19 protein-coding genes are annotated in these 22,183 nt (G+C 70.9%); 9 read left to right on the plus strand and 10 right to left on the minus strand.

The features are described 5' to 3' along the window. Nucleotides 1–25 precede the first annotated feature (25 nt). From ACFY10_RS37070 to ACFY10_RS37095, 6 genes are all read right to left on the minus strand, one after another. Nucleotides 26–670 (minus strand): hypothetical protein, encoded by a 645-nt coding sequence (locus ACFY10_RS37070; protein WP_390669669.1) that lies wholly within the window; start codon nt 668–670, stop codon nt 26–28. A gap of 102 nt (nt 671–772) precedes the next feature. Next, the gene (locus ACFY10_RS37075; protein WP_390669670.1) at nt 773–2,017 is read right to left on the minus strand and encodes an MFS transporter; all 1,245 of its coding nucleotides are present in this window, start codon (nt 2,015–2,017) and stop codon (nt 773–775) included. 55 nt (nt 2,018–2,072) lie between these two features. Next, complete coding sequence (locus ACFY10_RS37080; RefSeq protein WP_390669671.1) at nt 2,073–3,500, minus strand: CitMHS family transporter; 1,428 nt, start codon at nt 3,498–3,500, stop codon at nt 2,073–2,075. A gap of 134 nt (nt 3,501–3,634) precedes the next feature. Next, nucleotides 3,635–5,887 (minus strand): molybdopterin oxidoreductase family protein, encoded by a 2,253-nt coding sequence (locus ACFY10_RS37085; protein ID WP_390669672.1) that lies wholly within the window; start codon nt 5,885–5,887, stop codon nt 3,635–3,637. 127 nt (nt 5,888–6,014) lie between these two features. Next, a complete protein-coding gene (locus ACFY10_RS37090) occupies nt 6,015–6,632 on the minus strand; it encodes a TetR family transcriptional regulator (protein WP_390669673.1) in 618 nt (205 codons plus the stop codon). Next, the gene (locus ACFY10_RS37095) at nt 6,629–7,243 is read right to left on the minus strand and encodes a hypothetical protein (protein WP_390669674.1); all 615 of its coding nucleotides are present in this window, start codon (nt 7,241–7,243) and stop codon (nt 6,629–6,631) included. Before ACFY10_RS37095 ends, ACFY10_RS37090 begins: the two co-directional genes overlap by 4 nt. A gap of 171 nt (nt 7,244–7,414) precedes the next feature. On the opposite strand from ACFY10_RS37095, the gene hmgA reads away from it, so the two are divergent. The 3 genes from hmgA to ACFY10_RS37110 are packed head-to-tail and all read left to right on the plus strand — an operon-like array spanning nt 7,415 to nt 10,695. Continuing rightward, nucleotides 7,415–8,731 (plus strand): homogentisate 1,2-dioxygenase, encoded by a 1,317-nt coding sequence (gene hmgA / locus ACFY10_RS37100; RefSeq protein WP_390669675.1) that lies wholly within the window; start codon nt 7,415–7,417, stop codon nt 8,729–8,731. Between the two features lie 27 nt (nt 8,732–8,758). Then, nucleotides 8,759–9,508 (plus strand): GntR family transcriptional regulator, encoded by a 750-nt coding sequence (locus tag ACFY10_RS37105; RefSeq protein WP_390669676.1) that lies wholly within the window; start codon nt 8,759–8,761, stop codon nt 9,506–9,508. A 26-nt stretch (nt 9,509–9,534) separates the two neighbouring features. Continuing rightward, nucleotides 9,535–10,695: a type ISP restriction/modification enzyme gene (locus ACFY10_RS37110; RefSeq protein ID WP_390669778.1), complete on the plus strand. Its 1,161-nt coding sequence runs from the start codon at nt 9,535–9,537 to the stop codon at nt 10,693–10,695. Between the two features lie 91 nt (nt 10,696–10,786). Here ACFY10_RS37110 and ACFY10_RS37115 read toward each other — a convergent pair whose 3' ends face one another. Beyond that, the gene (locus tag ACFY10_RS37115; protein WP_390669677.1) at nt 10,787–11,500 is read right to left on the minus strand and encodes a TetR/AcrR family transcriptional regulator; all 714 of its coding nucleotides are present in this window, start codon (nt 11,498–11,500) and stop codon (nt 10,787–10,789) included. 63 nt (nt 11,501–11,563) lie between these two features. Between ACFY10_RS37115 and ACFY10_RS37120 the strand changes: the two genes are divergently transcribed. Together ACFY10_RS37120 and ACFY10_RS37125 are read left to right on the plus strand one after the other, a co-directional pair. Beyond that, nucleotides 11,564–12,532 carry an ATP-binding cassette domain-containing protein gene (locus ACFY10_RS37120; RefSeq protein ID WP_390669678.1) on the plus strand — a complete coding sequence of 323 codons (969 nt, stop codon included), beginning with the start codon at nt 11,564–11,566 and terminating at the stop codon, nt 12,530–12,532. Next, on the plus strand, nt 12,529–13,311 hold the full coding sequence (locus ACFY10_RS37125) for an ABC transporter permease (RefSeq protein WP_390669679.1): 783 nt from the start codon (nt 12,529–12,531) through the stop codon (nt 13,309–13,311). The genes ACFY10_RS37120 and ACFY10_RS37125 overlap by 4 nt, the downstream gene beginning before the upstream one ends. A 183-nt stretch (nt 13,312–13,494) precedes the next feature. On the opposite strand, the gene ACFY10_RS37130 is transcribed toward ACFY10_RS37125, so the two are convergent. The 3 genes from ACFY10_RS37130 to ACFY10_RS37140 form a co-directional block, all read right to left on the minus strand. Further along, nucleotides 13,495–13,764, minus strand: a complete 270-nt coding sequence (locus tag ACFY10_RS37130) for a hypothetical protein (protein WP_390669680.1) — start codon at nt 13,762–13,764, stop codon at nt 13,495–13,497. 126 nt (nt 13,765–13,890) lie between these two features. Beyond that, nucleotides 13,891–14,712, minus strand: coding sequence for an anti-sigma factor domain-containing protein (locus ACFY10_RS37135; RefSeq protein ID WP_390669681.1), 822 nt, complete (start codon nt 14,710–14,712; stop codon nt 13,891–13,893). Beyond that, the gene (locus ACFY10_RS37140; protein ID WP_275780287.1) at nt 14,709–15,251 is read right to left on the minus strand and encodes a sigma-70 family RNA polymerase sigma factor; all 543 of its coding nucleotides are present in this window, start codon (nt 15,249–15,251) and stop codon (nt 14,709–14,711) included. Before ACFY10_RS37140 ends, ACFY10_RS37135 begins: the two co-directional genes overlap by 4 nt. Nucleotides 15,252–15,540: 289 nt before the next feature. On the opposite strand from ACFY10_RS37140, the gene ACFY10_RS37145 reads away from it, so the two are divergent. The 4 genes from ACFY10_RS37145 (at nt 15,541) to ACFY10_RS37160 (ending at nt 22,179) form a co-directional block, all read left to right on the plus strand. Continuing rightward, entirely contained in the window at nt 15,541–17,073 is a 1,533-nt protein-coding gene (locus ACFY10_RS37145; RefSeq protein WP_390669682.1) for a DUF4331 domain-containing protein, read from the plus strand. A gap of 169 nt (nt 17,074–17,242) precedes the next feature. Next, nucleotides 17,243–18,787 (plus strand): tetratricopeptide repeat protein, encoded by a 1,545-nt coding sequence (locus ACFY10_RS37150; protein ID WP_390669683.1) that lies wholly within the window; start codon nt 17,243–17,245, stop codon nt 18,785–18,787. Further along, nucleotides 18,784–20,514: a sulfite exporter TauE/SafE family protein gene (locus tag ACFY10_RS37155; RefSeq protein WP_390669684.1), complete on the plus strand. Its 1,731-nt coding sequence runs from the start codon at nt 18,784–18,786 to the stop codon at nt 20,512–20,514. Before ACFY10_RS37150 ends, ACFY10_RS37155 begins: the two co-directional genes overlap by 4 nt. Before the next feature lie 63 nt (nt 20,515–20,577). Then, on the plus strand, nt 20,578–22,179 hold the full coding sequence (locus ACFY10_RS37160; protein ID WP_390669685.1) for a protein kinase: 1,602 nt from the start codon (nt 20,578–20,580) through the stop codon (nt 22,177–22,179). Nucleotides 22,180–22,183: the final 4 nt, after the last annotated feature.

Raw genomic sequence — 22,183 nt, forward strand, 5'->3', positions numbered from 1 at the left:
CCGGTGCCAGGGCCTGCGTCTGCGCCTACTCGGCACCGTGCGAGCGGCGGCGCAGCAGCGTCCGGACGTACACGGTTCCGCCGACGGCCACCAGCCCGACGCCCGCGGCGGCGCTCAGCGGGGTGTACGCCTGCACGGTGTCGACGAGCCCGCCACCGCCGGCGTGGACGCCACCCTTCGGTCCGTGGTCCTCGATCGTGTGGGCCGGGCCCGCCTGCCCCCGGTCGTGCCTGCCGTGACAGTCGACGGTGAAGATCTTTTCCTTGGGCGGGACGGGCGGCGTGGGCGGCGTGGTCGGCGGAACGATCCACTGGAGCGTGTACTTGCCGTCGGCCAGCCCCAGAATGTCGGTGTGCCCGGCACCGCCGGCGAGGGAGATCGTGCCGCTCACGGTGGCCGCGGTGGGCAGCGGGGGCTGCGCCGTGATGGTGTACGAGACGGTCGTCAGGTCGCCGAAGTTCGCGGCGTCGAGGTAGAACTTGCAGACCACGGGGTCGTCCTTCGAGACCCCGTAGGGCACCCGCTCAGTGTGGATCCTGATGTCGGCACCGTCGCCGGGGGCGGCCACAGCGGCCGACGTCGCGGACCAGGAGGCCCCGGCCGCGGTGAGTACGGTGAAGGCCGCGGCGCCGAGACGGGCGCCGGCGGACGGGGGCATCAAGGTGCGCATGGACGTTCCTCCGAGTCAGACGATTTTCATACAAATCGCTCTTTCACCTGACTCTCTTTCACATCCGCCCGGCGTGTTGCGGCAGCACCACCCGACTCGCCGTCAGATGTCCCTCGACCGGCGCAATGGAGTTCCGGCCGGGCGCCCGCCCGGAGCACCCCCCGCCACCTGACCGCCGCCCGGAGCGGCCGGCGCGCGCAGGGCGCTGCCCGCGGAGAACAACAGCAGGGCCCCGAGCATCACGAAGGGTGCCGCCACGCCCGCGACCCCCGCGACCAGGCCCGCGGCGGCCGGTGCGGCGACCTGGCCGAGACGGTTGCCGGTCAGGCGCAGGGCGAGGGCGGTGGAACGGGCACCGTCCGGGGCCGCCTGGACGACGGTCGTCATGGACAGCGGCTGGCCGACCCCGAGGCAGAACCCGAGGGCGGCCAGCACCACGCCCAGCGCCCACACCGGCATCGGCAGCGCGATCCCGGCGCACAGCAGGGCCGCCAGCAGGCAGGTCACGGTCAGCAGCAGCGGCCGGCCGAGCAGCCGGAGCAGCGGGGTGAGCACGAGGCGGCAGGCGATGGTGGCGCCCGCGCGCAGGCTGAGCAGCACACCGATCACCGACGGCGCGATGCCCCGGTGTTCGCCGACCACCGGCAGATAGGCGGTGAGGATGTCGGTGGCGGACAGCACGGAGAGGCTGATGAGCATGCCCGCCGGTACACCCGGGGCGCGCAGGATGCTGCCGACCGGGACGTGATCGCCTTGTGCGGTACGGGACTTGACGGCCGTACGGTCCTCGATGCGCCACAGCGAGGTGAACGCGACCGCGGCTCCCGCACCCGCCACCACGAGGGCCAGCGCGCTGGTGCCCGCCATGTCCGGGCCGCCGATCAGCGCGCCCGCCGCGATCGGGCCGACCAGCTGGCCGAGCGAGATGCCGATGGTGAAGTGACCGAAGTTGCGGTCCTGTTCGTGCGGGGCGGACTGGCGGGCGACGAGCGACTGGGCGCCGATCACGAAGCAGAGGTGGCCGAGGCCCATCACTCCGCTCCACATCGCCATCGCCCAGAGGGAGCCCGCGAGTCCGCTCAGCGCGCAGCCGCCCGCTATCAGCACCACGCCGACCGGCAGCAGGGGTGCGCAGCGGCCGTGGTCGGTGCGGCGGCCCAGCGGTACCGCGGCGAAGAGCGGCAACAGCGCGTACACGCCCGCGATGACGCCGACCGCCCGCTCGTCGGCACCCAGCGCGAGGGCCCGGTAGGAGACGGCGGGCCGGGCCATCGACACCGCCCCCTGCGTGAAGCCGAAGGCGATGACGAGGCGGAGCAGCCAGCCGCGGTTCCTACCAGGCCCCATGTGCGGATCCTCCTGAATTCCCGTGTGCCGAAACCGGATTCGCGTGTCCGTTCGCTCAGATGATGCCGAAGAGGATCCCTGCCCCGAGGACCACGAGTGATGTGAGGGCGGCCCACTTGACCACGAACCTGGTGTGGTCGCCGAACTCCACCTTGGCCATGCCGACCAGGACGTACACGGCCGGGACGAGCGGGCTCGACATGTGCAGCGGCTGGCCGATGAGCGAGGCGCGGGCGATCTCCAGGGAGGAGACGCCGTGGGCCTGGCCGGCCTCGGCGAGCACCGGGAGGATGCCGAAGTAGAAGCCGTCGTTGGACATGAAGTACGTGAGCGGGATGCTCAGGATGCCGGTGACGAAGGCCATGTGCGGGCCCATGCCGTCCGGGATGTTGTCCACCAGCCACTTGGCCATGCTGTTGACCATGCCCGTGCCCTGCAGGACGCCGGTGAAGACGGCGGCGGCGAAGACCATGCCGGAGACGTTGAGGACGTTCTCGGCGTGCGCGCCGAGGCGGGCCTTCTGGTCGGGCATGTGCGGGAAGTTGACGGTGAGTGCGAGCGCGGCACCGAGCAGGAACAGCACCGGGATCGGCAGCCACTCCATGATCATGGCGGTGAGCAGGGCCACCGTGAGCAGCGCGTTGAACCAGTACAGCTTGGGGCGCAGGGTGGGTCGGTTGGGGTCGAGGCCCTGGAGGCCCTCGTCCTCGTCCTCGTCCTTGTCCTTGTCCTCCGGGAGGTCCACGTCGGTTCCGGAGCCGGAACCGCCGGTGCGCTTGACGCCCTTGCCTGACCCGGAACCGGAGCCGGAGCCCACGAGGACCGTCTCGGTCTCCTTCTCCTCGACCAGCACCTCGTCCAGCGTCAGCACGCCGAGCCGCTTGCGCTCGCGGCGCCCGAGGACGTAGGCGAGAGCGAAGACGAAGAGCAGGCCCATGGCGAGCGCGGGGATCATCGGGACGAAGATGTCGCTCGCGTCGAGCTTCAGCGCGGTGGCGGCGCGGGCGGTCGGGCCGCCCCACGGCAGGGTGTTCATCACGCCGTTGGCCATGGCGGCGACACCGGTCATCACGACCAGGCTCATCTTCAGGCGCTTGTACAGCGGGTACATCGCCGAGACGGTGATCATGAAAGTGGTCGAGCCGTCGCCGTCGAGCGACACGATCGCGGCGAGGACGGCCGTACCGACGACGATCCGCAGCGGGTCGGCCTTGCAGAACTTGAGGATTCCCCGAACGATCGGGTCGAAGAGGCCGACGTCGATCATCACACCGAAGTAGACGATCGCGAACATGAGCATCGCCGCGGTGGGCGCGAGGCTGGTGACGCCGTCGATGACGTAGTCGCCTAGCTTGGCTCCCTTACCGACGAAGACACAGAACAGTGCCGGGATCAGCACGAGCGCCGCGATCGGCGACATCTTCTTCAGCATGATCAGGACCAGGAAGGTCGCGATCATGGCGAAGCCGAGGATGGTCAGCATGAGTGGATACCTAACGTTCGCCCTTGAACATCCCACCGGGCAGGCGGTGCGACGAACGTTAGGTCTGTTCAAACGGTGTTAACAAGACGTTGATGCGTGAGCAATAAGCGCGAAACTGCAGGTCACGGCTTTGCTCAGGTCAGCGGCATGAGCTTTTCGGCCGCGGGGGCGATTTCCACCGGCACTCCGTTGAGGACCGCGTTGCCCGACAGCGGGTCGAGCAGGCTGCCGTCGAGGAGCTGGTTGACGTTGACCCCGGGGTCGGTGGCGGCGTGGCTCATCCGGGTGCCGGGCCGGTCGTGGCCCCAGCCGTGGGGCAGGCTCACCACGCCCGGACGCACCGCGTCCGTGACCTCCGCGGGGGCGGTCACCTCTCCCCCGGCGCCCTTCACACGTACGGCGGCCCCGTCCCGCACCCCGAGCCGCTCGGCGTCCTCGGGGTGGATGTGCAGGGTGCAGCGGTTGGTGCCGCCGGTGAGGGCGGGGACGTTGTGCATCCAGCTGTTGTTGGAGCGCAGGTGCCGGCGGCCGACGAGGACGAGCCCGTCGGGGAGCCGGTCCAGCGCCTCGCGCAGCCGCGGCAGATCGTCGGCGATCGGCTGCGGCAGCAGCTCGACCTTGCCGCTCCTGGTCTTCAGGGGCTGGGGCAGCCGGGACCGCAGCGGACCGAGGTCGATGCCGTGCGGGTGCGCGAGCAACTGCTGAAGGCTCAGCCCGTCCTCTCGTACGCCGAAGCCGTCGCCGTAGGGGCCGAGGCGCAGCATCATGTCGAGCCGCCGCTCGGGGCCGCTCACGCCGGTGAGCTGCGCGGCGAGTTCCTTCGGGTCGTGGCCGTGCACGGGTGACCAGGGCTCCTTGACCGCCTTGCCCAGGGTCTGGCCGATGACCATCTCGTCCACGGCGGACGGGTCCGCGCCGTGCATGCCGGTCGCGGCCAGGATCAGCCGGGCGAGGATCTCGGTCTCGGCCATGCGGCCGGGCTCCAGGGGCACGGCGGGACGGGTGTACCGGACCTGGTTGCGAACGGCGAGCGTGTTGAACGCGAAGTCGTGGTGCGGGCTCTGCGAGGGCGGGGGCGGCGGCAGCACGACGTCAGCGTGGCGCGAGGTCTCGTTGAGGTAGGGGTCGACGCTGACCATGAAGTCCAGGGAGTCCAACGCCTTGTCGAGCCGGTCGCCGTCGGGCGCGGACAGCACGGGGTTGGCGGCGACGGAGACGAGGGCCCGGATCGGCTCGCCCTCCTCGGTCGCGGTGTCGATCTCCTCGGCGAGCGCGGAGAGCGGCAACTCGCCCTTCGCCTCCGGGTGTTGGCTGACGCGGGAGTGCCAGCGGCCCAGGGTGAAGCCGTGGCTCGGTCCGGCCGGGCGGGGCGTGCGGTCGGTGGCCGCCTGCGGGAAGAGGGCGCCGCCGGGGCGGTCGAGGTTGCCGGTGAGGATGTCGAGGACGTCGACGAGCCAGCTGCCGAGGGTGCCGTACGGGACGGTGCAGCTGCCGATGCGGCCGTATACGGCGGCGGTGGGCGCGGCGGCGAGTTCGCGGGCCAGGGTGCGGGTCACCTCGGCGTCCACGTCGCAGGCCGCGGCGACGGCTTCGGGGGTGAAGTCCCGTACCGCTTCGCGCAGTTCGTCGAGGCCCTGGAGGTGCGGGGTCAGCTCGCCGGGGTCGACGAGGCCCTCCTCGAACAGGACGTACGCCATCGCCGCGAGCAGGAGCGCATCGGTGCCGGGGCGGATCGCGATGTGCCGGTCGGCGAGCTTGGCGGTGCGGGTGCGGCGCGGGTCGATGACGGTGAGGGTGCCGCCGCGGGCCTTGAGGGCCTTGAGCTTGCCGGGGAAGTCGGCGGCGGTGCACAGACTCCCGTTGGACTCAAGGGGGTTGGCGCCGATCAGGAGCAGGTGGTCGGTGTGGTCCAGGTCAGGCACGGGGATCGCGTTGGCGTCGCCGTAGAGCAGTCCGCTGGAGACGTGCTTGGGCATCTGGTCGACCGTGGACGCGGTGAAGACGCTGCGGGTGCCGAGGCCGGCGAGCAGCACCGGCGGGTAGAGGGCGCCGGCCATGGTGTGCACGTTCGGGTTGCCGAGGACGACGCCCACCGCATGCGGGCCGTACCGCTCGACGACCGGTCGGATCCCGGCGGCGACCGCGTCGAAGGCCTCCTCCCAGGTGGCCTCGCGCAGCTCGCCGTCCTTGCGCACGAGCGGGGTGCGCAACCGGTCGGGGTCGCCGTCGACGGCCCCGAAGGAGGCGCCCTTGGGGCAGATGAACCCCTTGCTGAACACGTCGTCGCGGTCACCGCGGGCGCCGGTGACACGGGTGCCCTCGATGGTGAGGGTCAGCCCGCAGGTGGCCTCGCACAGGGGGCAGATTCGCAGGGCGGTGCGGGACACGGGTCCTCCCGGTGGGCGACGACGGTGACGCTCGTGGACGCGACCGAGCATACCGACCGGTATGCACGGAGGGGAGGTCTCTTCGGGGGTGAGGTCGGAAATCCGCGAGCCGCGGATCCGGGTGCTCTCAGTCCAGCACCCGCGCCAGATAGGCCCGCAACAGCTCCCGCGCCTCCTCGATGATCTTCGCGTCGCCCTCCGGGGCCACTCGGAAGGCCAGGTGGACCAGGGTGTCGGCAGTCTCCACGGCGATCAGGAAGGTGCGGCGCAGATCGTCGTCCGGCTCCCGGTCGAGGTAACCGGAGAGCAGGTCGGTGAGGCGGTCGGCGACGCGGTGGTTGGGCTCGGCGCTGCGCGCGCCGACCGGGATCTGGTTGCCGAAGTCGACGAGGGAGAAGCCGGGCGCGGTGCGCTTCATGGCCAGGTACTCGTCGAGGACGGCGTCCATCGCCGAGCGCCAGCCTCCGCCGTCGGCCGACCTCAGCCGCTCGGTGACCTGCTCGGTGAAGCGCTCGAGGTTGCGCTGGGCAAGGGCGTCGGCCATCTGCCGCTTGTTGCCGAAGAAGCGGTAGACCGAGCCGATGGGGACTCCGGCGCGCAGGGCCACGGCCCGGGTGCTCAGGTCGTCGTAGCCGACCTCGTCGAGGAGGTCGGCGCAGGCGTCCAGGATCCGGGTCAGCCGTTCGGCACTGCGTCGCTGCACGGGGGCTCGGCGTAGCGATGTCGCGTGGGGCACAGGCTTCATGATGCCGTTCCGGAGCGCTCCGGTGAACCTCGCCCCCCGGTACCCGCATAGGTGCCAGCTGCACCCAGTGCGGTCGCGCCCGCAGTGGCACTCGGTGCGCCCGCCGCCTCCGAGGCCGTGATGTCTGCCGTGCTCTCGACGGGCCGGCCCTTCACGGCCCATACGGTCCCGTCGTCGGCGTACAGCCGGGCGGTGACGTGGTGCGTGCCGCGCGGCACGAACCGGGCCGGGAGGCGGCAGGTGAGGCGGCGGAGCCGGGTGACGAGCCGGTCGTCGACGAAGACGTACGCGAGACCTCGGCCGGCCACCGCCCGCGACGTCGTACCGCGGGGCGAGAAGCGGAAGTGGTGGACGGTCAGATGCACGTCCCAGGTGTCGCCGGCGTCCGGCTGCACCTCGATGCCGACCTCGGGCGCGCCCTTCTTCTTCACCTCACGGTAGTGCCGCCCCTCCTTGTCGGTGTCGTCCAGGAGTTTGCCCACCGGCGAGATCGACGCCCCATTCTTCCCGTCCGTCCCCTCGTGCGCATCACTGGAGCCGCAGCTCACGGATCCGGTCAGCAGCAGGGCACAGACCGCGAGCACGGCAAGGAGACCCCGGGTCCACGACATGCCCGGGAGACTAGAACACCGGTCCGACACCCGGATCCCCCTGGAGTCTGGTTCTCATTCCTCCCTGGTGGGGACCTCCGGCGGACCCCTTGCGCCCCCGAAACCGCAATCCTACGGTGATACATAGGAATCAGCAGGCAGCAGTCTGCACCAGTCCGCAAGGGAGCGACGATGAGCGGGGACGCGCGCAAGACGGCCGAGGGGCTGACCTACCTCTCCGGTTTCGGGAACGAGCACAGCTCCGAGGCCGTGCCCGGCGCCCTGCCCGAGGGCCGCAACACGCCACAGCGCGCACCGCTCGGGCTCTACGCGGAACAGCTCAGCGGTACGGCGTTCACCGAGCCGCGGGCGCACAACCGCCGCTCCTGGCTCTACCGCATCCGCCCGTCGGCCGCGCACCCGGCGTTCACGCGCACGGACAACGGCGCGATCCGTACGGCCCCGTTCACCGAGTCGGTGCCCGACCCGAACCGACTGCGCTGGAACCCGCTGCCCGAGCCCCCGGCCGGGACGGACTTCCTGGCCGGCCTGTGGACCCTGGGCGGCAACGGCGACGCCACCCAGCGCACCGGCATGGCGGTGCACCTGTATCACGCCAACTCCTCGATGGAGCGCGTCTTCAGCGACGCGGACGGCGAGCTGCTGATCGTCCCGGAGCGCGGCGGGCTGCTGCTGCGCACGGAGTTCGGGCTGCTGCATGTGGAGCCGGGACATGTGGCGCTGGTTCCTCGTGGGGTGCGCTTCCGTGTGGAGCTGCTGGATCCCTCAGCCCGCGGTTATGTGTGCGAGAACTACGGGGCGCCCTTCCACCTCCCCGACCTGGGCCCGATCGGCGCCAACGGCCTCGCCAACGCCCGCGACTTCCAGGCGCCCGTCGCCGCGTACGAGGACGTCGAGGGCCCGGTGGAGGTGGTGAACAAGTTCTGCGGCAACCTCTGGACGGCGACGTACGGGCACTCTCCGCTCGACGTGGTCGCCTGGCACGGCAACCACGTCCCCTACGTCTACGACCTGCGCCGCTTCAATGTCATCGGCACCATCTCCTACGACCACCCCGACCCGTCGATCTTCACGGTGCTGACGTCGCCGTCGGACACCCCGGGCCTGGCCGGCGTCGACTTCGTGGTCTTCGCGCCGCGCTGGCTGGTCGGCGAGGACACCTTCCGGCCGCCGTACTTCCACCGGAACGTGATGAGCGAGTACATGGGGCTCATCGAGGGCGCGTACGACGCCAAGGCGGAGGGGTTCGTGCCGGGCGGCGGCTCGCTGCACAACATGATGTCGGCGCACGGTCCGGACCGGGAGACGTTCGACCGCGCGAGCGCGGCCGAGCTGAAGCCGCAGAAGGTGGACGCCGGGCTGGCGTTCATGTTCGAGACCCGCTGGCCGGTGACGCTCACCCCGCACGCGGCGGGCGCGGAGCACCTGCAGCAGCGCTACGACGACGTGTGGCAGGGCCTCGAGCGGCATTTCCGCCCGTTGCACTGATCGCGCACGACCGGTACGGATAGGCCCGTGACCTCCTTCGCCCCGGACTCGATCGTCCTGAACCGCAAGCTGCCGCTCTGGTACCAGGTGTCGCAGTCGCTGCGCGCCTCGATACTGGGCCGCTCGCCACAGGACCCGCTGCGGCTGCCCACCGAGGAGCAGCTGGCGGGGCACTACGGGGTGAGCGTGCTGACCATGCGGCAGGCGCTGAAGGAGCTGGAGGACGAGGGCCTGATCACCCGCCACCGCCGCCGGGGCACGTTCATCGAGCCCGACGCCCTCAGGGGTGCCCCGGTCCGGCTGCTCGGCTCGGTGGACGCGATCGTGGCCCAGCAGTCCGGGATGGTGACCGAGCTGCTGGACCACGGCCACGCGCCCGTGCCGCCCGAACTCGCCGAGTACTTCCCGGAGATCGACGAGGTGGCGACGTACCACCGGCTGCGCAGCGACGAGAAGACGGGCGAGCCGACCAACCACGCCCGCAACTACGTCCGTCCCGAACTGGCCGCGCGCATCGACCCGTCCGACCTGGCGCGCTGGCCGATGACCAAGGTGCTGCGTGACATGGCACTGGCAGACATCAGCCGCATCACGGACACCGTGGAGGCCCGCCTCGCCGACCCGGAGACGGCCCGTCTGCTCCAAGTCCCGCTGCTCAGCCCGATCCTGCACTACACGGGCGTGACGTACGACGGGGAGGGACGGGTCCTGGACGTGGCGGTCATCCACTACCGCGGCGACCGCTTCTCCTTCACGGTGACCCTGGACGCCACATGACCTCACTGTCTGTGGCACGTCGTACGATGCCCAGCGTGACGCACGACGACGCTCCGCTCCTTGCGGACCTCATGCCGTGGTCCGTCGCACCGCCGCGGCTCGGCCGGGGGTGGCCGACGGGCCCCGACGCCGCCTCCCTGAAAGCCCGCTGGGACGCCCTGATGAAGGCCGAGGGCCCGGACCGCGAGGGCCTGTTCGAGCCGACCCGCTCACGCACGTTGCGCTCGGCGGTCGGCCGGCTGCCGGGCCAGTCGAGCGGCACGGAGAAGCTGATCCACGCCTCGGGCCCCTGCCCCGAGCCGGTACGTGTCCTGCACGCCCCCTTCGACGAACAGTGGCTGATCCCCGACCATCGCCTGATCGACGCGGCCCGCCCCGAGCTGTGGCGGGTCGCGGACGAGCACCAGGTCTTCGTCGTCGAGACGGCCACGGACGGAGCCGGTCCCCAGCTGCTCGCCACGTCCTGCCTACCCCTCCTGCGCCCCGGCCGCATCCGCCCCCTGTACCGGCGCCCGCGCGGCACGGAACCCAACCTGGCGCCGGGGCTGTTGGAGCACCTGAGCACCCGGCTCGGCCACTCCCCGGCCCCGTTGGACTTCCTCGCCTGGACCCTGGCGACCGTATGCCCGGACCTGACGGTCCCGCTCACCGAGGACACCGAACTCTGGTCGCACGGCGTGGAGTTGGGCCGCCGCATCCTCTGGCTGATGCGCCGGAACGGCGACCGCCCCAAGCTACCGGGAGGCCGCCGCCCATACGTCCGCGCCCCACTCCCCTCCCGCCCCCTCACGATCGACTACGACCGCGACGAAGAGACCCTGCTCCTCGACGAGGGCCGCATCTCCCCGGTACCGCCCGAGGCCTGGGACTTCGAAACGGCCGGTGTCCGGGTCCTGGAGCAATGGTTCGCGACCCGCACGGCGCAGCCCGAGCCGGGAACACTGACGGCAATCCGTCCCACAACCTGGCCGCAGACGTGGACCTCGGAGCTGCTGGAACTGATCACGGTCCTGGCCCTACTCGCCGAACTGCGCCCACAGCAGCAGGAGTTGACGGTGACGGCACCGATCACGGCGTCCGATCTGGAGAAGGCGGGCGTGCTTCCGGCGCCGGAGGCAGCGCGGCGGCCCGCGTCGGTCTTCGATCACCACGAGGAAGGCCCAGAGGGTCAGTTCACGCTGATCTGAGCGCCCCAAAGGGGCGCGGGGCTGTATCGATATGCGGCTCCGCCGCGTGGGCGCGACAGGCCACAACGGACCGGCAGCCGCAAACGCACCCTCACCCCGGCGGCGCAAACGCATCCAGCATCCGCTCCACCATCAACTCAAAAGCCCCGTCAAGATCGATCGGCCCGGAGTCCTCCGTGAACGCCGCAGCCATCCGCGGATAGGCCCCACCGGCCACCTGACTCCCCAAATACGCGATACGCACAGCGGTCTCCTCCTCCGCCGACCACGGCAGCGACCGAGTCCGCTCGGCCATGGACAGCTCGGTCGCGACATACGACGTCACACACCCGTTCAGCATCCCGACGAGCTGCATCTTCATGCCGTAGCGCGCCTCCAGCGGATCCAGACAGGCCAGGCAGTGCTCCAGATACCGCAGCGCGTTCGGGCTGAACCCGTACACCGGTGACATCAGCCGCGTAAGCCACGGGTGCCTACGCATCAGCGCCCGCGTCTGCTCGGCGACCCGGCGCATATCGGCCCGCCAGTCCCCCGACGGCTCCCACACCTCGTGCTCGCCGCTGACCGCGTCCACCATCAGCTCGTACAGGTCCTCCTTGCGGGGGACGTAGTTGTACAGCGACATGGTCCCGCAGCCCAGCTCGGCCGCGACGTGCCGCATCGACACCGCGTCCAGACCGCCCTCGTCGGCGACCTTCACGGCCGCCGCCGCGATGTCGGCACGTGTGTAGGCCGGCCTCGGCCCCCGACCCGCCCGCTCGGGACGCGCCCAGATCACTTCGGGTACCGCCGCTCGGCCCACCATCGATCATCACCTCGTCCACCATCGTAGTTACGTACACCGTACGTAGTGCGCTATGGTCGAGACATGACGACTACGTACGCTGTACTTAGTGAAGGTCTGGAGAAGAGGTTCGGCGAGGTGCACGCGGTGCGCGGGCTGGATCTCGCGGTGGCTCAGGGCGCGGTCTGCGGCGTCCTCGGGCCGAACGGGGCGGGCAAGACGACGGCCGTACGGCTGCTGACGACGCTGCTGCGGCCGGACGCGGGCTCGGCCCGGATCGCGGGGCACGATCTCGTCCGGGAGCCCGCGGCCGTACGGCGCAGGATCGGGGTCACGGGGCAGTACGCGTCGGTCGACGGCGACCTGACGGGCCGCGAGAACCTGCGGCTGTTCGCGCGGCTGCACCGGGTGCGGGCGCCGGGCCGGCGCGCGGACGAGCTGCTCGAGCGGTTCGGGCTGGCGGAGGCGGCCGGCCGGGCGGCGTCGACCTACTCGGGCGGAATGCGCCGCCGGCTGGACCTGGCGGCGAGTCTGATCCGCCGCCCCGAGGTGCTGTTCCTGGACGAGCCGACGACGGGCCTCGACCCCGCCAGCCGCAATCTGATCTGGGACGCGGTGCGCGAGCTCACGGCCGACGGTACGACGGTGCTGCTGACCACGCAGTACCTGGAGGAGGCCGACCAACTCGCCGACGACATCGCCCTGGTGGACCGGGGGCGGGTGGCGCACAAGGGATCGCCGGACCAGTTCAAGGCGCTCATCGGGGCGTATGTCGAGGTGGTCGTCGCCGATGCGGCCGAGCTGGTCAAGGCGGCGGGCGTGGTCGATCAACTCACGGGCGCGGAACCGTCGTTCGACCACGAACGGAACGCGGTGGGCGCGGTGACCCGCGACTCGACGCTCACACTGCCCCGGCTGGTGCGCGAACTCGATGCCGCGGGGGTGCCGTTGCTCGATGCGAGCCTGCGTCCGCCGACCCTCGACGAGGCCTTCCTGCGACTCACGGAAGGAACCGAAGAAGTCCCTGCCGGCCCCAAGGAGGCTGCGGTATGAGCACGTTGGCGTACGACGGTTTCGCGATGGTGGGCCGACAGCTGCGGCGGGTCCGCAACAGTCCGGGGCTGGCGATCCTGACCCAGGTCATGCCGATCAACATGCTGCTGTTCTTCGGCTACGTCTTCGGCAGCGCCCTCACGATGCCCGGCCGCGAGTACCGGTCCTTCCTGGTGCCGGGGCTGCTGGTGGCGACGGCCGCGGGCGGGATCATGACCGGGATGTTCCAGGCCGCGGCCGACTCGCACCGGGGCGTCATGGACCGGTTCCGCACGATGCCGGTGAGCCGCGCCGCCGTACCGCTCGGACAGGCGGTGGCCGACCTGGTGGTCACGGCGATCGGGACGGTGCCACTGCTGCTGGTCGGGCTCGCCGTGGGCTGGCGGGTCGAGGGGTCCGTGCCCCGAGCCGTGGGCGCCGTGGGGTTGCTGCTGTTGTTCCGGTTCGCCTGTACGTCGATCGGGATCTTCCTCGGGCTGCTGACCCGCAGCGAGGACGCGGCCGGGCAGCTCGGCGCCTCGACCTTCATCCTGCCGCTGCTGTCCAACGCGTACATCCCGACCGAAGGTCTGGCGGGCTGGCTGCGCACGATCGCCGAGTGGAATCCGATCAGCGCGGTGACCACGGCACTGCGGGACCTGTTCGGGAACGCGCCGGTGCCGGTGGATGCCGCCTGGCCGGTGGCGCATCCGATTGCCGGGTCACTGGTCTGGTGCGTGGCGCTGATCGCCGTGTTCATGCCGCTCGCGGTACGGAGGTACACGTACGGGGGCCGGTGATCTCAACAGCTGGGAGTAAATGGGGGGTTGCCTTCGGTACAGAGCGGGTGGAACGCACCGAAGGACGCCCTCCATGGCAGGACATACCCGAGTACGGGCTGCGAGCCGGTGCACCACTGCATGCCGTGGGGATGACGGACGACTGCCGCAGTACTGCACCGGACGCAGGAACGCCGGTACGGCTCAGCGCCCGCCGAACAGCGAACGGCGCAGTCGGCGCAGCGGCGCGAAGAGCAGCACACGGCTGATCCGGTTGCCCCTGGCGCTGCGCTCACGTGGGGTGTCACGTGCGGTCAGCTCACGCATCAGCGAGGTCGCCTCGGCCGTCTCGCGCTGCGGGATGGCGGGGCCGCCCAGCACCGAGAGATGGCGGTCGAGGCGCGAACTGGTCGCGCTGCTCCCGCAAGTGATCGCAGGGACCCTGGCCCTGCTGCGCACTGTTATCTGTTCCATGTCACTCCCCACCCGTACGAGTCCACCCGGCCCGGGCAGGGTAACCCTATCGCTCCCTCGGGGCACTCGTGTATCGCGGTCACAGGATTCACCTTCCCCATAAGGGTGTTGACGACTCCTCGTTCGTCACTCTCCGAATCCAACCGATTTCAGGGCGAGTTGGACAACGGGCTGGCTGGTGGGCTGCGGTGAGCCGCCGTCGGGCTCGACGGTCACTGCGAGTGATGTGGCGGACCTGTTGAGGCCGGTCGCGACCAAGGGCGTGTCGCCGCCCTCGAAGAGCCCGAGGGAGCGTGGTTGCGCGTCGGGGCGCATGAGCCACAGCTGGTGCACGCGTCCGCTGGGCAGGGCGCCGTATCCGCTGAGCGTGACGACCGCCTGCCCCTCCGATGCGGAGGCGATCGCTCCGATACTTCGGCCCTGGGGGTCCTTGCGGGTGGTCGCGCGCGCGTCGGGAGCTGCGAGAACGTGGGCGATCTCACGTGCCTGGGCGCGCTCGGCGTCCAGCTTGTCCTGGGTCTGATTCGCCTGGACGGCGAAGAGCGAGGCGACCACCAGGGCCGCCGCGGCCGTCGCCGTGGCGAACGGCACGAAGAAGGGGCGGCGCTCGCGAGGCGCACGGAAGCGTGCCGGCGGCGGCTGCGTGCCCCAGACGTGCGGCGGCAGTTGGGGCGTGTGCTCCCGGGCGACCGGCCCCGGCTCCTGCGGAGTGGCCCGTACGGCGGCCAGCACCCGGTTGCGCATCGCCGCCGGCGGCGGGGCTGCCGTCGACCAGGCGAGGCGGGCCGCGTCCTCGGACAGGGCGCGCACCTCGGCGGCACAGCGCTCGCACTTCTTGAGGTGCTTCTCGAAGCGGTACCGCTCCCCGGGCTCCAGCGCGTCGAGCGCGTAGGGGGCCGCGAGCGAGTGCAGATCCCCGCGGCCAAGCAGTCGGGCGAGGAGACTCATGCGACACCTCCCAGGCACTTGCGCAGCTGGGTGAGTCCATCGCGCATCCGGGTCTTGACCGTGCCCAGCGGCAGCGAGAGCCGCTCGGCCACTTCACGGTACGTGTAGCCGTCGTAGTAGGCGAGGGTGACGGACTGGCGCTGCAGGGCGGTGAGACGGTCCAGGCAGCGGCGCACCCACTCGCGTTCGAGGCCCGCCTCGACTTCTTCGGTCACCTGGTCGAAGGCGGGGTGGTGGGCCCGGCGGGCCTCGCGCTGTTCGCGGTCGACGGCCGCGCGTGCGCTGCGCACCCGGTCGACGGCGCGGCGGTGGGCGAGGGTGAGGATCCAGGACAGGGCGCTGCCGCGTCCGGGGTCGAACCGCGCGGCGGACCGCCAGAGTTCGAGCAGCACTTCCTGGGCCACCTCCTCCGACTGCGCGGGGTCCCGTACGACCCGGCGGACCAGTCCGAACACCGGACCGGACACCAGGCCGTACAGCTCCTCGAATGCCTTCTGGTCGCCGCCTGCCACGAGTACCAGAAGCTCGTCCGCCTCCACTCGGTCCCCCTCTCCCCGGCCGCATGGGCCCCGTCCCGTCACACCAGGCATTCGCAACGAACGCACCTCCGGATGGGGTTACGGATCGGCGGGCCCAAAACGCGGGTCCGCGCCACATCAATGAAGTAGCGCCCCACCAATGAAGTCGCGCCCCACCGAAGAAGTTTCGCGGCTCAACTGAAACAAGATCGGGGGTTTGCCGTAAAGACGTTTGGGATTCGACCAATCCACCCTGCCGACCGCTCCGAATCAGCGTTCGTCAGGCAAGTTGGGACTGAGGACGGACGGCATGACAACTGACTCCAGGAGCGGCGCGGGACGCAGGAGCATCGCGACCCTCATAGCTGGTGCACTGGCCGCCGGCGGGCTCGCGGCCGCCGGCGTGGCCACGCTGGAACCGGGGGCGGCCTCCGCCTCCAGCCACCGGGAGGCCCCCCTGATCTCGGGGCAGCCCCAGTACGACAACACGGACCTGTACGCGTTCGTCAGCCCGGACAAGCCGGACACGACGACGGTCATCGCGAACTTCATCCCGTTCGAGGAACCGGCGGGCGGCCCGAACTTCTACCAGTTCGGCGACGACGCGCAGTACGACATCCACATCGACAACAACGGTGACGCGCAGGGTGACCTGCTGCTCCGCTACACCTTCAACACGCAGACGAAGAACAAGAAGTCGTTCCTGTACAACACGGGCGTGGTCAGCAACCTGACCGACCCCGACCTGAACATCACGCAGACGTACGACCTCGACCTGATCAAGCTGAAGAACCAGAGGGTCGTCTCGAAGACCAAGCTCGCCGACGACATTCCGGTGGCCCCGTCGGACGTCGGCAAGGCGTCGATGCCCGACTACGGCAAGCTGCGCGACCAGGCGATCTACAAGATGTCCAACGGCGGCCAGACCTTCGCCGGCCAGGCCGACGACCCGTTCTTCGCGGACCTCCGCGTCTTCGACCTGCTGTACGGCGGGAACCTCTCCGAGGTCGGCCGGGACACCCTCAAGGGCTACAACGTCAACTCGATCGCCCTGCAGATCCCGACCGACATGATCACGGAGTCCAAGTACCAGCCGGTCGTCGGCGTCTGGTCGACCGTCGAGCGCAAGAACGCCCGGGGCTACTACGAGCAGGTCTCGCGCCTCGGCAACCCGCTGGTCAACGAGGTCGTCAACCCGCTGAAGGACAAGGACAAGTTCAACGCGTCCTCGCCGTGGCAGGACGGGCAGTTCCTCAAGAACGTGACCAACCCGGAGCTGCCGAAGCTCATCGAGTCGATCTACAAGATCAAGGCGCCCTCGGAGCCGCGCAACGACCTCGTCGACGTGTTCCTGAAGGGCGTCAAGGGGCTCAACCAGCCGCCGAAGGTGCGGCCGGCGGAGGAGCTGCGACTGAACACGTCCATCAAGCCGACCGCCTCTCCGAAGCGGCTCGGTGTTCTCGACGGTGACAACGCGGGCTTCCCGAACGGGCGCCGGCTCACCGACGACGTGATCGACGAGGCGCTCCAGGTCGTGGAGGGCGAACTGGTCGGCTCCAAGAACGACTTGGGCGACGCGGTGAACGCGAACGACAAGGGCTTCGGCAAGTACTTCCCGTACCTGGCCAACCCGACGTCCGGTTCGCGCGGTGCGACCGCCAAGGGCGTCAGCAGCGGCAGCGACGTCAAGAACCAGCTCGGTGACGCCCTGCAGCCCGCGTCGGCGGGCGGCATGGACAACACCACGCTGATCGCCGCCTCCGCGGGTGGCGGTGCGGCCGGGATCGCCCTGATCGGCGCCGGCCTGATGTGGTGGCGCCGGATGCGGAGCCGGGTCTACTAGACCGCCCCGAACGGCGGACCGGGCGGTTACAAGGAGCGGTGCCGCCCGGTCCGCGAACCCACAGACTGGCGCGGCCCGCACGTACTCATCCCCCACGGTGCGGGCCGCGCCGCCCCGAGCCGCAACCTTCTTGACCTTCTTGCACTGCACGTCACTTGAGGAGAGGGCGATGGCCCCGCGTACGAACGACACGGAGAGCTCCGCGGAGAGCGCAGGGACTGGCAGTGGGTCGTCTGCGGGTTCGTGTGGGCTGGTCGCGCAGTTCCCCGCGCCCCTTAAAGGCGGTGCCGAACCGGAGGCGGAAACAGACGTCGGCTCCCCTGAGGGGGCGTCCGCCGACGAGCGTGTTGCTGCCGTCCGGCGGGTCGCCGCCGCCGGACGGCGTTGGCATCTCGGCCGGATGACCGGGCTCGCCGCGCTGTTGGCCGTAGCCCTCACCGGTGGGTCCATCGCCTACGGCGCCATCCGGGACTCCGGCACCACGACCGTCTCCGCCGCGCCCAGTGCGATGTCCCCGGCGCAGCTGAGCAGCGGCAACATCGATGCGAGCATCCTCGCCCTGCAGGCTCATCTCAAGGCGCAGCCACGGGACTTCGGGAGCTGGGCAAGCCTCGGGCTGGCCTATGTCGAGCAGGCGCGCACCAAGGGCGACCCCTCCCGTTACCCGCAGGCCGAGAAGGCCCTCAAGCGCTCGCTCGGCCTGAAGTCCGGCAACGAGCAGGCCGTCACCGGGCAGGCCGCTCTCGCCGCGGCCCGGCACGACTTCAAGGACGCCCTGAAGTACGCCGACCAGGTCCTGAAGGAGAACCCGTACAGCCAGAACGCTCTCTCCTCCCGTATCGACGCCCTCGTCGAACTCGGCCGCTACGCCGACGCGTCGAAGGCCGCTGACACCGCCGACTCCCGGCGCCCGGGCATCCCGGTCTTCACCCGGTACGCGTATGTGCACGAGCTGCGCGGCGACGTGAAGACGGCCCGGCGGGTCCTGGAACAGGCGCTCGGCACGGCAAGCACCCCGGGCGACGTCTCGTACGTCGCCTTCCAGCTCGGTCAACTCGCCTGGAACCAGGGCGACTACAAGACCGCGCTCACCTACTACGCCCGCGCCCTCGCCGCCGACGACAACTACCTGCCGGCGCTTGAGGGCCGTGCCCGCGCCGAGTACGCGAGCGGCGACAAGGCGGCCGGGCTCAGGTCCATGCAGCAGCTCGTGGCCCGCTATCCGCTGCCCCAACCCCTCGTGGAACTCGGCGAGATGTACGAGGACCGCGGCGCCGAGGGCGACAAGGCGCAGGCCCGCGACCAGTACGCCCTGGTCGACGCCTGGATCGCGCTCGCGCGCGCCAACGGCGTCAACGCCGACCTCGACACCGCCCTCGCGGCGGCCGACCACGGCGACAAGGCCGCGGCATTGCGCGCCGCCCGCGCCGAGTGGGCCCGCCGCCACACCGTGCACACCGCGGACGCCCTGGCCTGGGCCCTGCATGTCAACGGCAAGGACGAGGAAGCCCTCCCATACGCGCGGCAGGCGACGGCCACCGGCTACCGCAACGCCTCCTTCATCTACCACCGCGGCATGATCGAACGCGCCACCGGCCACGCGAAGGACGCCGTCAACTCCCTCAAGGCGGCGCTGAAACTGAACCCCGGCTTCTCGCCGCCAGGTGCCGGTGAAGCCCGTAAAGCCCTCGAAGACCTGGAGGCGGCGAAGTGAACCCCCGTCGATTGCTCGCCTCCACCGGGGCCGTCCTCACGGCGGCCTGCGCGCTCGCGCTGTTCCCTTCCACCAGCGCGAGCGCGCACCCCCTCGGCAACTTCACCGTCAACCGCTACGACGGCCTCGTCGCCGCCCCCGGCAAGCTCCGCGTCGACCACGTCGAGGACCTCGCCGAGATTCCGGCCACCCAGGCCAAGCCGGACATCAAGCGGCTCGGCATGGCCGAGTGGGCGCGGGAGCGGTGCGCGAAGGCGGCGGACGGCAGCAAGGTCACCGTCGACGGGCGCGCCGCCACGCTGTCCGTGGGCAGCAGCCAGGCGCAGCTGAGGCCCGGACAGGCGGGCCTGAACACCCTCCGGGTGGAGTGCCGGCTGACCGCGCCGCTCCCCAAAGCCGACACCGTGAACCTCGGCTTCCACAGCGCGGGCGCCTCCTCGGGCCCCGGCTGGCGGGAGATCACCGCCCGCGGCGACCGCATGACACTCACCGCGACGGACGTACCCAGGACGTCGGTGTCCCACGAACTCACCAGCTACCCCAAGGAGTTGCTCTCCTCCCCCGCCGACACCTCGTCGGCCTCGCTGCGCGTACGCCCCGGCGGACCGGCCCTGGTCGAGGAGGAGCAGCACGCCCCTGCCGCGTCCGTGCTGCCGCGCGGCGCCGACCGCTGGACACAGGCCCTGAACAACCTGGTCGCCCGCCACCACCTCACCATCGGCTTCGCCGCGCTCTCGCTGCTCATCGCGGTCGTCCTCGGCGCGATGCACGCGCTCGCCCCGGGCCACGGCAAGACCCTGATGGCCGCGACGGCAGCCGCCCGCGGGGGCCGCGCCCGCCTCAAGGACGTCATGCCCCTGGCCGCCTCTGTCACGGTCACCCACACCCTGGGCGTGGTCGCCCTCGGCCTCCTGGTCACGGCCGGTTCGGCGGCGGCCCCCTCGGTGATCGCCTGGCTGGGCATCGCAAGCGGCGCCATGGTGACCTGCGCGGGCGCAACGCTCGTACGCCGGGCATGGCGCAACCGCGGCCCCGGGCACACCCATGACCACGGGCATACGCACGACCACGACCATCCGCACCCGCACGGCCCCGGCGGGCACACCCACACGCACGAGACCGCCGAGCCCGAGGAACGCGCCCTGGTCCTGGTCGCCGCCCACACCGAGACCGCCACGGCGACAGCCGATACGCACACCCACTCCCCCGGCCACACCCACGATCACGACCACGACGATCCGCACAGCCACGATCACGATCACGACCACAGCCACGATCACAACCACAGCCACACCCACCACGCCGACCACACCCACCCCCACCCCCACTCGCACACCGTCGAGCACACCCACGGCGGCTTCACCCACACCCACTCCGTCGCCCCGACCCTCCGCGGCACGATCCTGCTGGGCTTCGCCGGTGGCCTCGTGCCCAGTCCCTCCGCGGTCGTCGTGCTCGTGGGCGCGGCGGCGCTCGGTCAGGCCTGGTTCGGGCTGCTGCTCGTCGTCGCGTACGGCGTCGGGCTCGCCCTCACCCTCACCGCGGCGGGGTTCGCAGTCGTCAGGCTGGGTACCGGGATGAACCGTGTGCTGGACAGGCGCCCCCGCTGGACCACCCACCCGACGGCGGTCCTGGTCCGCAGGACCGCCCCCCTGGGCTCGGCGTTCCTCGTCGTGGCCCTCGGGGTCGGACTGGTGCTCAAGGGGGCGGCATCCGCACTCGGCTGAGCTACGTTTGTGATGAAAACGCACGGAGTGGAGAAGACACACGGATGCGAATGGGGGACGCCCGTGTCCGAAGAATCGGGCAGTGAACGTCTGATCGCGGGCCGCTACCGTCTCCTGTCCCCCCTCGGCGAGGGCGGAATGGGAACCGTGTGGCGCGCCCGTGACGAGGTGCTGCACCGCGAGGTCGCCGTCAAGGAGGTGCGTGCGCCCGCCGGGCTGGCGGTCGCAGACGTCGAGCGGCTGTACGCCCGCCTGGAGCGCGAGGCGTGGGCGGCCGCGCGGGTCGCCAATCGCAACGTTGTCACGGTGTACGACGTGGCCACGCAGGACGGCCGCCCGTGGATCGTCATGGAGCTGGTCCGCGGCATTTCGCTCGCCGAGCTGCTGGACGCTGAGGGTCCGTTGGAGCCCCAGCGGGCCGCGCACATCGGTGCCGAGGTGCTTGCCGCGCTGCGGGCGGCGCACGAGGCCGGGGTGCTGCACCGGGATGTGAAACCGGCCAATGTGCTGCTGTCGAACGACGGCCGGGTGGTACTCACGGACTTCGGCATCGCGCAGGTCGAGGGCAGCTCGGCGCTGACGATGACCGGCGAGGTCATCGGCTCGCCCGAGTTCCTGGCGCCGGAGCGGGCGCTGGGCCGCACGCCCGGTCCGGAGTCCGACCTGTGGTCGCTCGGCGTGCTGCTGTACGCGGCGGTCGAGGGCAACTCCCCGTTCCGCCAGGCCACCCCCCTCAATACCCTGCGGGCGATCGTCGACGAGGAGCTGCCGCCGCCGCACCGGGCCGGTCCGCTGGCCCCGGTCATCGAGGGGCTGCTGCGCAAGGACCCGGCGGAGCGGCTGCCGGCCGACCGGGCCGAGCAAGACCTGCGGATCATCGGAGCGGGAGGCACGCCCCACATGGACGGCATGCAGGCGTCGCCGTACGCACCGACGGTCGCGGCTTTCCCGCAGCCTCAGTCGCCGACGCCTCCGATGCCGTACCCGGCCGAACAGACGCGGCCCGTGCCGAGCCCCGCGACGACGGCCACGAACGAGCCGCCGCAGCGCAACCGCCGGGCCGCCGTCTTCCTGGTCACGGGCCTGGTCGTGCTCGCGCTGGCGCTGGCCGGGCTGACGTACGCGCTGCTGAACCGCGACAACGGCAACGGGAACGCGAGCGGCAACAACACCCGCTCCGAGAGCGGGACTTCACACCCGCCCACCGCCACCCACTCGGGCGGCGGCGGGGCCAAGAGCCCCACGCCGAGCCCCAGCAGCAGTCGTACGACGCCCCAGTCCGTGCAGGTCGCCGTCGCGGGCGCGAACACCGAGTACTCCGGCACCTGTCCGCCGCCGAGCAGTCAGGCGCCCGCCTTCACGGCGACGTTCACGGTGGGGAAGCTGCCGGCGGAGGTCAGCTACCGCTGGCTGTCGAAGGACGGCCAGGTCATGGATCCGGGGTGGAAGACCCTGTCCTTCCCGGCGGGCGGGGGCAGGACCAAGCAGGACAGGGCGTTCGTGACGACCTACGACAGCACGGGGACCTTCCGGAACTCGATCAGCGTCGAGGTGCGCTCGCCGGTGCAGACGACGTCCAACTCGGTTCCGTTCTCGGTGACCTGTGTGGCGGAGACCCCGACGGGCGGGGCCTCCCCCAGTACTTCGCCGTCACCCTCGCAGTGATCAG

Source organism: Streptomyces sp. NPDC001401, from assembly GCF_042895385.1.
Classification (GTDB): domain Bacteria; phylum Actinomycetota; class Actinomycetes; order Streptomycetales; family Streptomycetaceae; genus Streptomyces.

What these genes read in the sequence shown, in the direction of transcription:
- ACFY10_RS37120 (WP_390669678.1), top strand. Translation starts at nt 11,564, where the DNA reads ATGACGACTACGTACGCTGTACTTAGTGAAGGTCTGGAGAAGAGGTTC.
- ACFY10_RS37090 (WP_390669673.1), bottom strand. Translation starts at nt 6,632, where the DNA reads ATGAAGCCTGTGCCCCACGCGACATCGCTACGCCGAGCCCCCGTGCAG.
- ACFY10_RS37075 (WP_390669670.1), bottom strand. Translation starts at nt 2,017, where the DNA reads ATGGGGCCTGGTAGGAACCGCGGCTGGCTGCTCCGCCTCGTCATCGCC.
- ACFY10_RS37150 (WP_390669683.1), top strand. Translation starts at nt 17,243, where the DNA reads ATGGCCCCGCGTACGAACGACACGGAGAGCTCCGCGGAGAGCGCAGGG.
- ACFY10_RS37135 (WP_390669681.1), bottom strand. Translation starts at nt 14,712, where the DNA reads ATGAGTCTCCTCGCCCGACTGCTTGGCCGCGGGGATCTGCACTCGCTC.
- ACFY10_RS37145 (WP_390669682.1), top strand. Translation starts at nt 15,541, where the DNA reads ATGACAACTGACTCCAGGAGCGGCGCGGGACGCAGGAGCATCGCGACC.
- ACFY10_RS37130 (WP_390669680.1), bottom strand. Translation starts at nt 13,764, where the DNA reads ATGGAACAGATAACAGTGCGCAGCAGGGCCAGGGTCCCTGCGATCACT.
- ACFY10_RS37095 (WP_390669674.1), bottom strand. Translation starts at nt 7,243, where the DNA reads ATGTCGTGGACCCGGGGTCTCCTTGCCGTGCTCGCGGTCTGTGCCCTG.
- ACFY10_RS37125 (WP_390669679.1), top strand. Translation starts at nt 12,529, where the DNA reads ATGAGCACGTTGGCGTACGACGGTTTCGCGATGGTGGGCCGACAGCTG.
- ACFY10_RS37110 (WP_390669778.1), top strand. Translation starts at nt 9,535, where the DNA reads ATGCCCAGCGTGACGCACGACGACGCTCCGCTCCTTGCGGACCTCATG.
- ACFY10_RS37070 (WP_390669669.1), bottom strand. Translation starts at nt 670, where the DNA reads ATGCGCACCTTGATGCCCCCGTCCGCCGGCGCCCGTCTCGGCGCCGCG.
- ACFY10_RS37115 (WP_390669677.1), bottom strand. Translation starts at nt 11,500, where the DNA reads ATGGTGGGCCGAGCGGCGGTACCCGAAGTGATCTGGGCGCGTCCCGAG.
- hmgA (WP_390669675.1), top strand. Translation starts at nt 7,415, where the DNA reads ATGAGCGGGGACGCGCGCAAGACGGCCGAGGGGCTGACCTACCTCTCC.
- ACFY10_RS37080 (WP_390669671.1), bottom strand. Translation starts at nt 3,500, where the DNA reads ATGCTGACCATCCTCGGCTTCGCCATGATCGCGACCTTCCTGGTCCTG.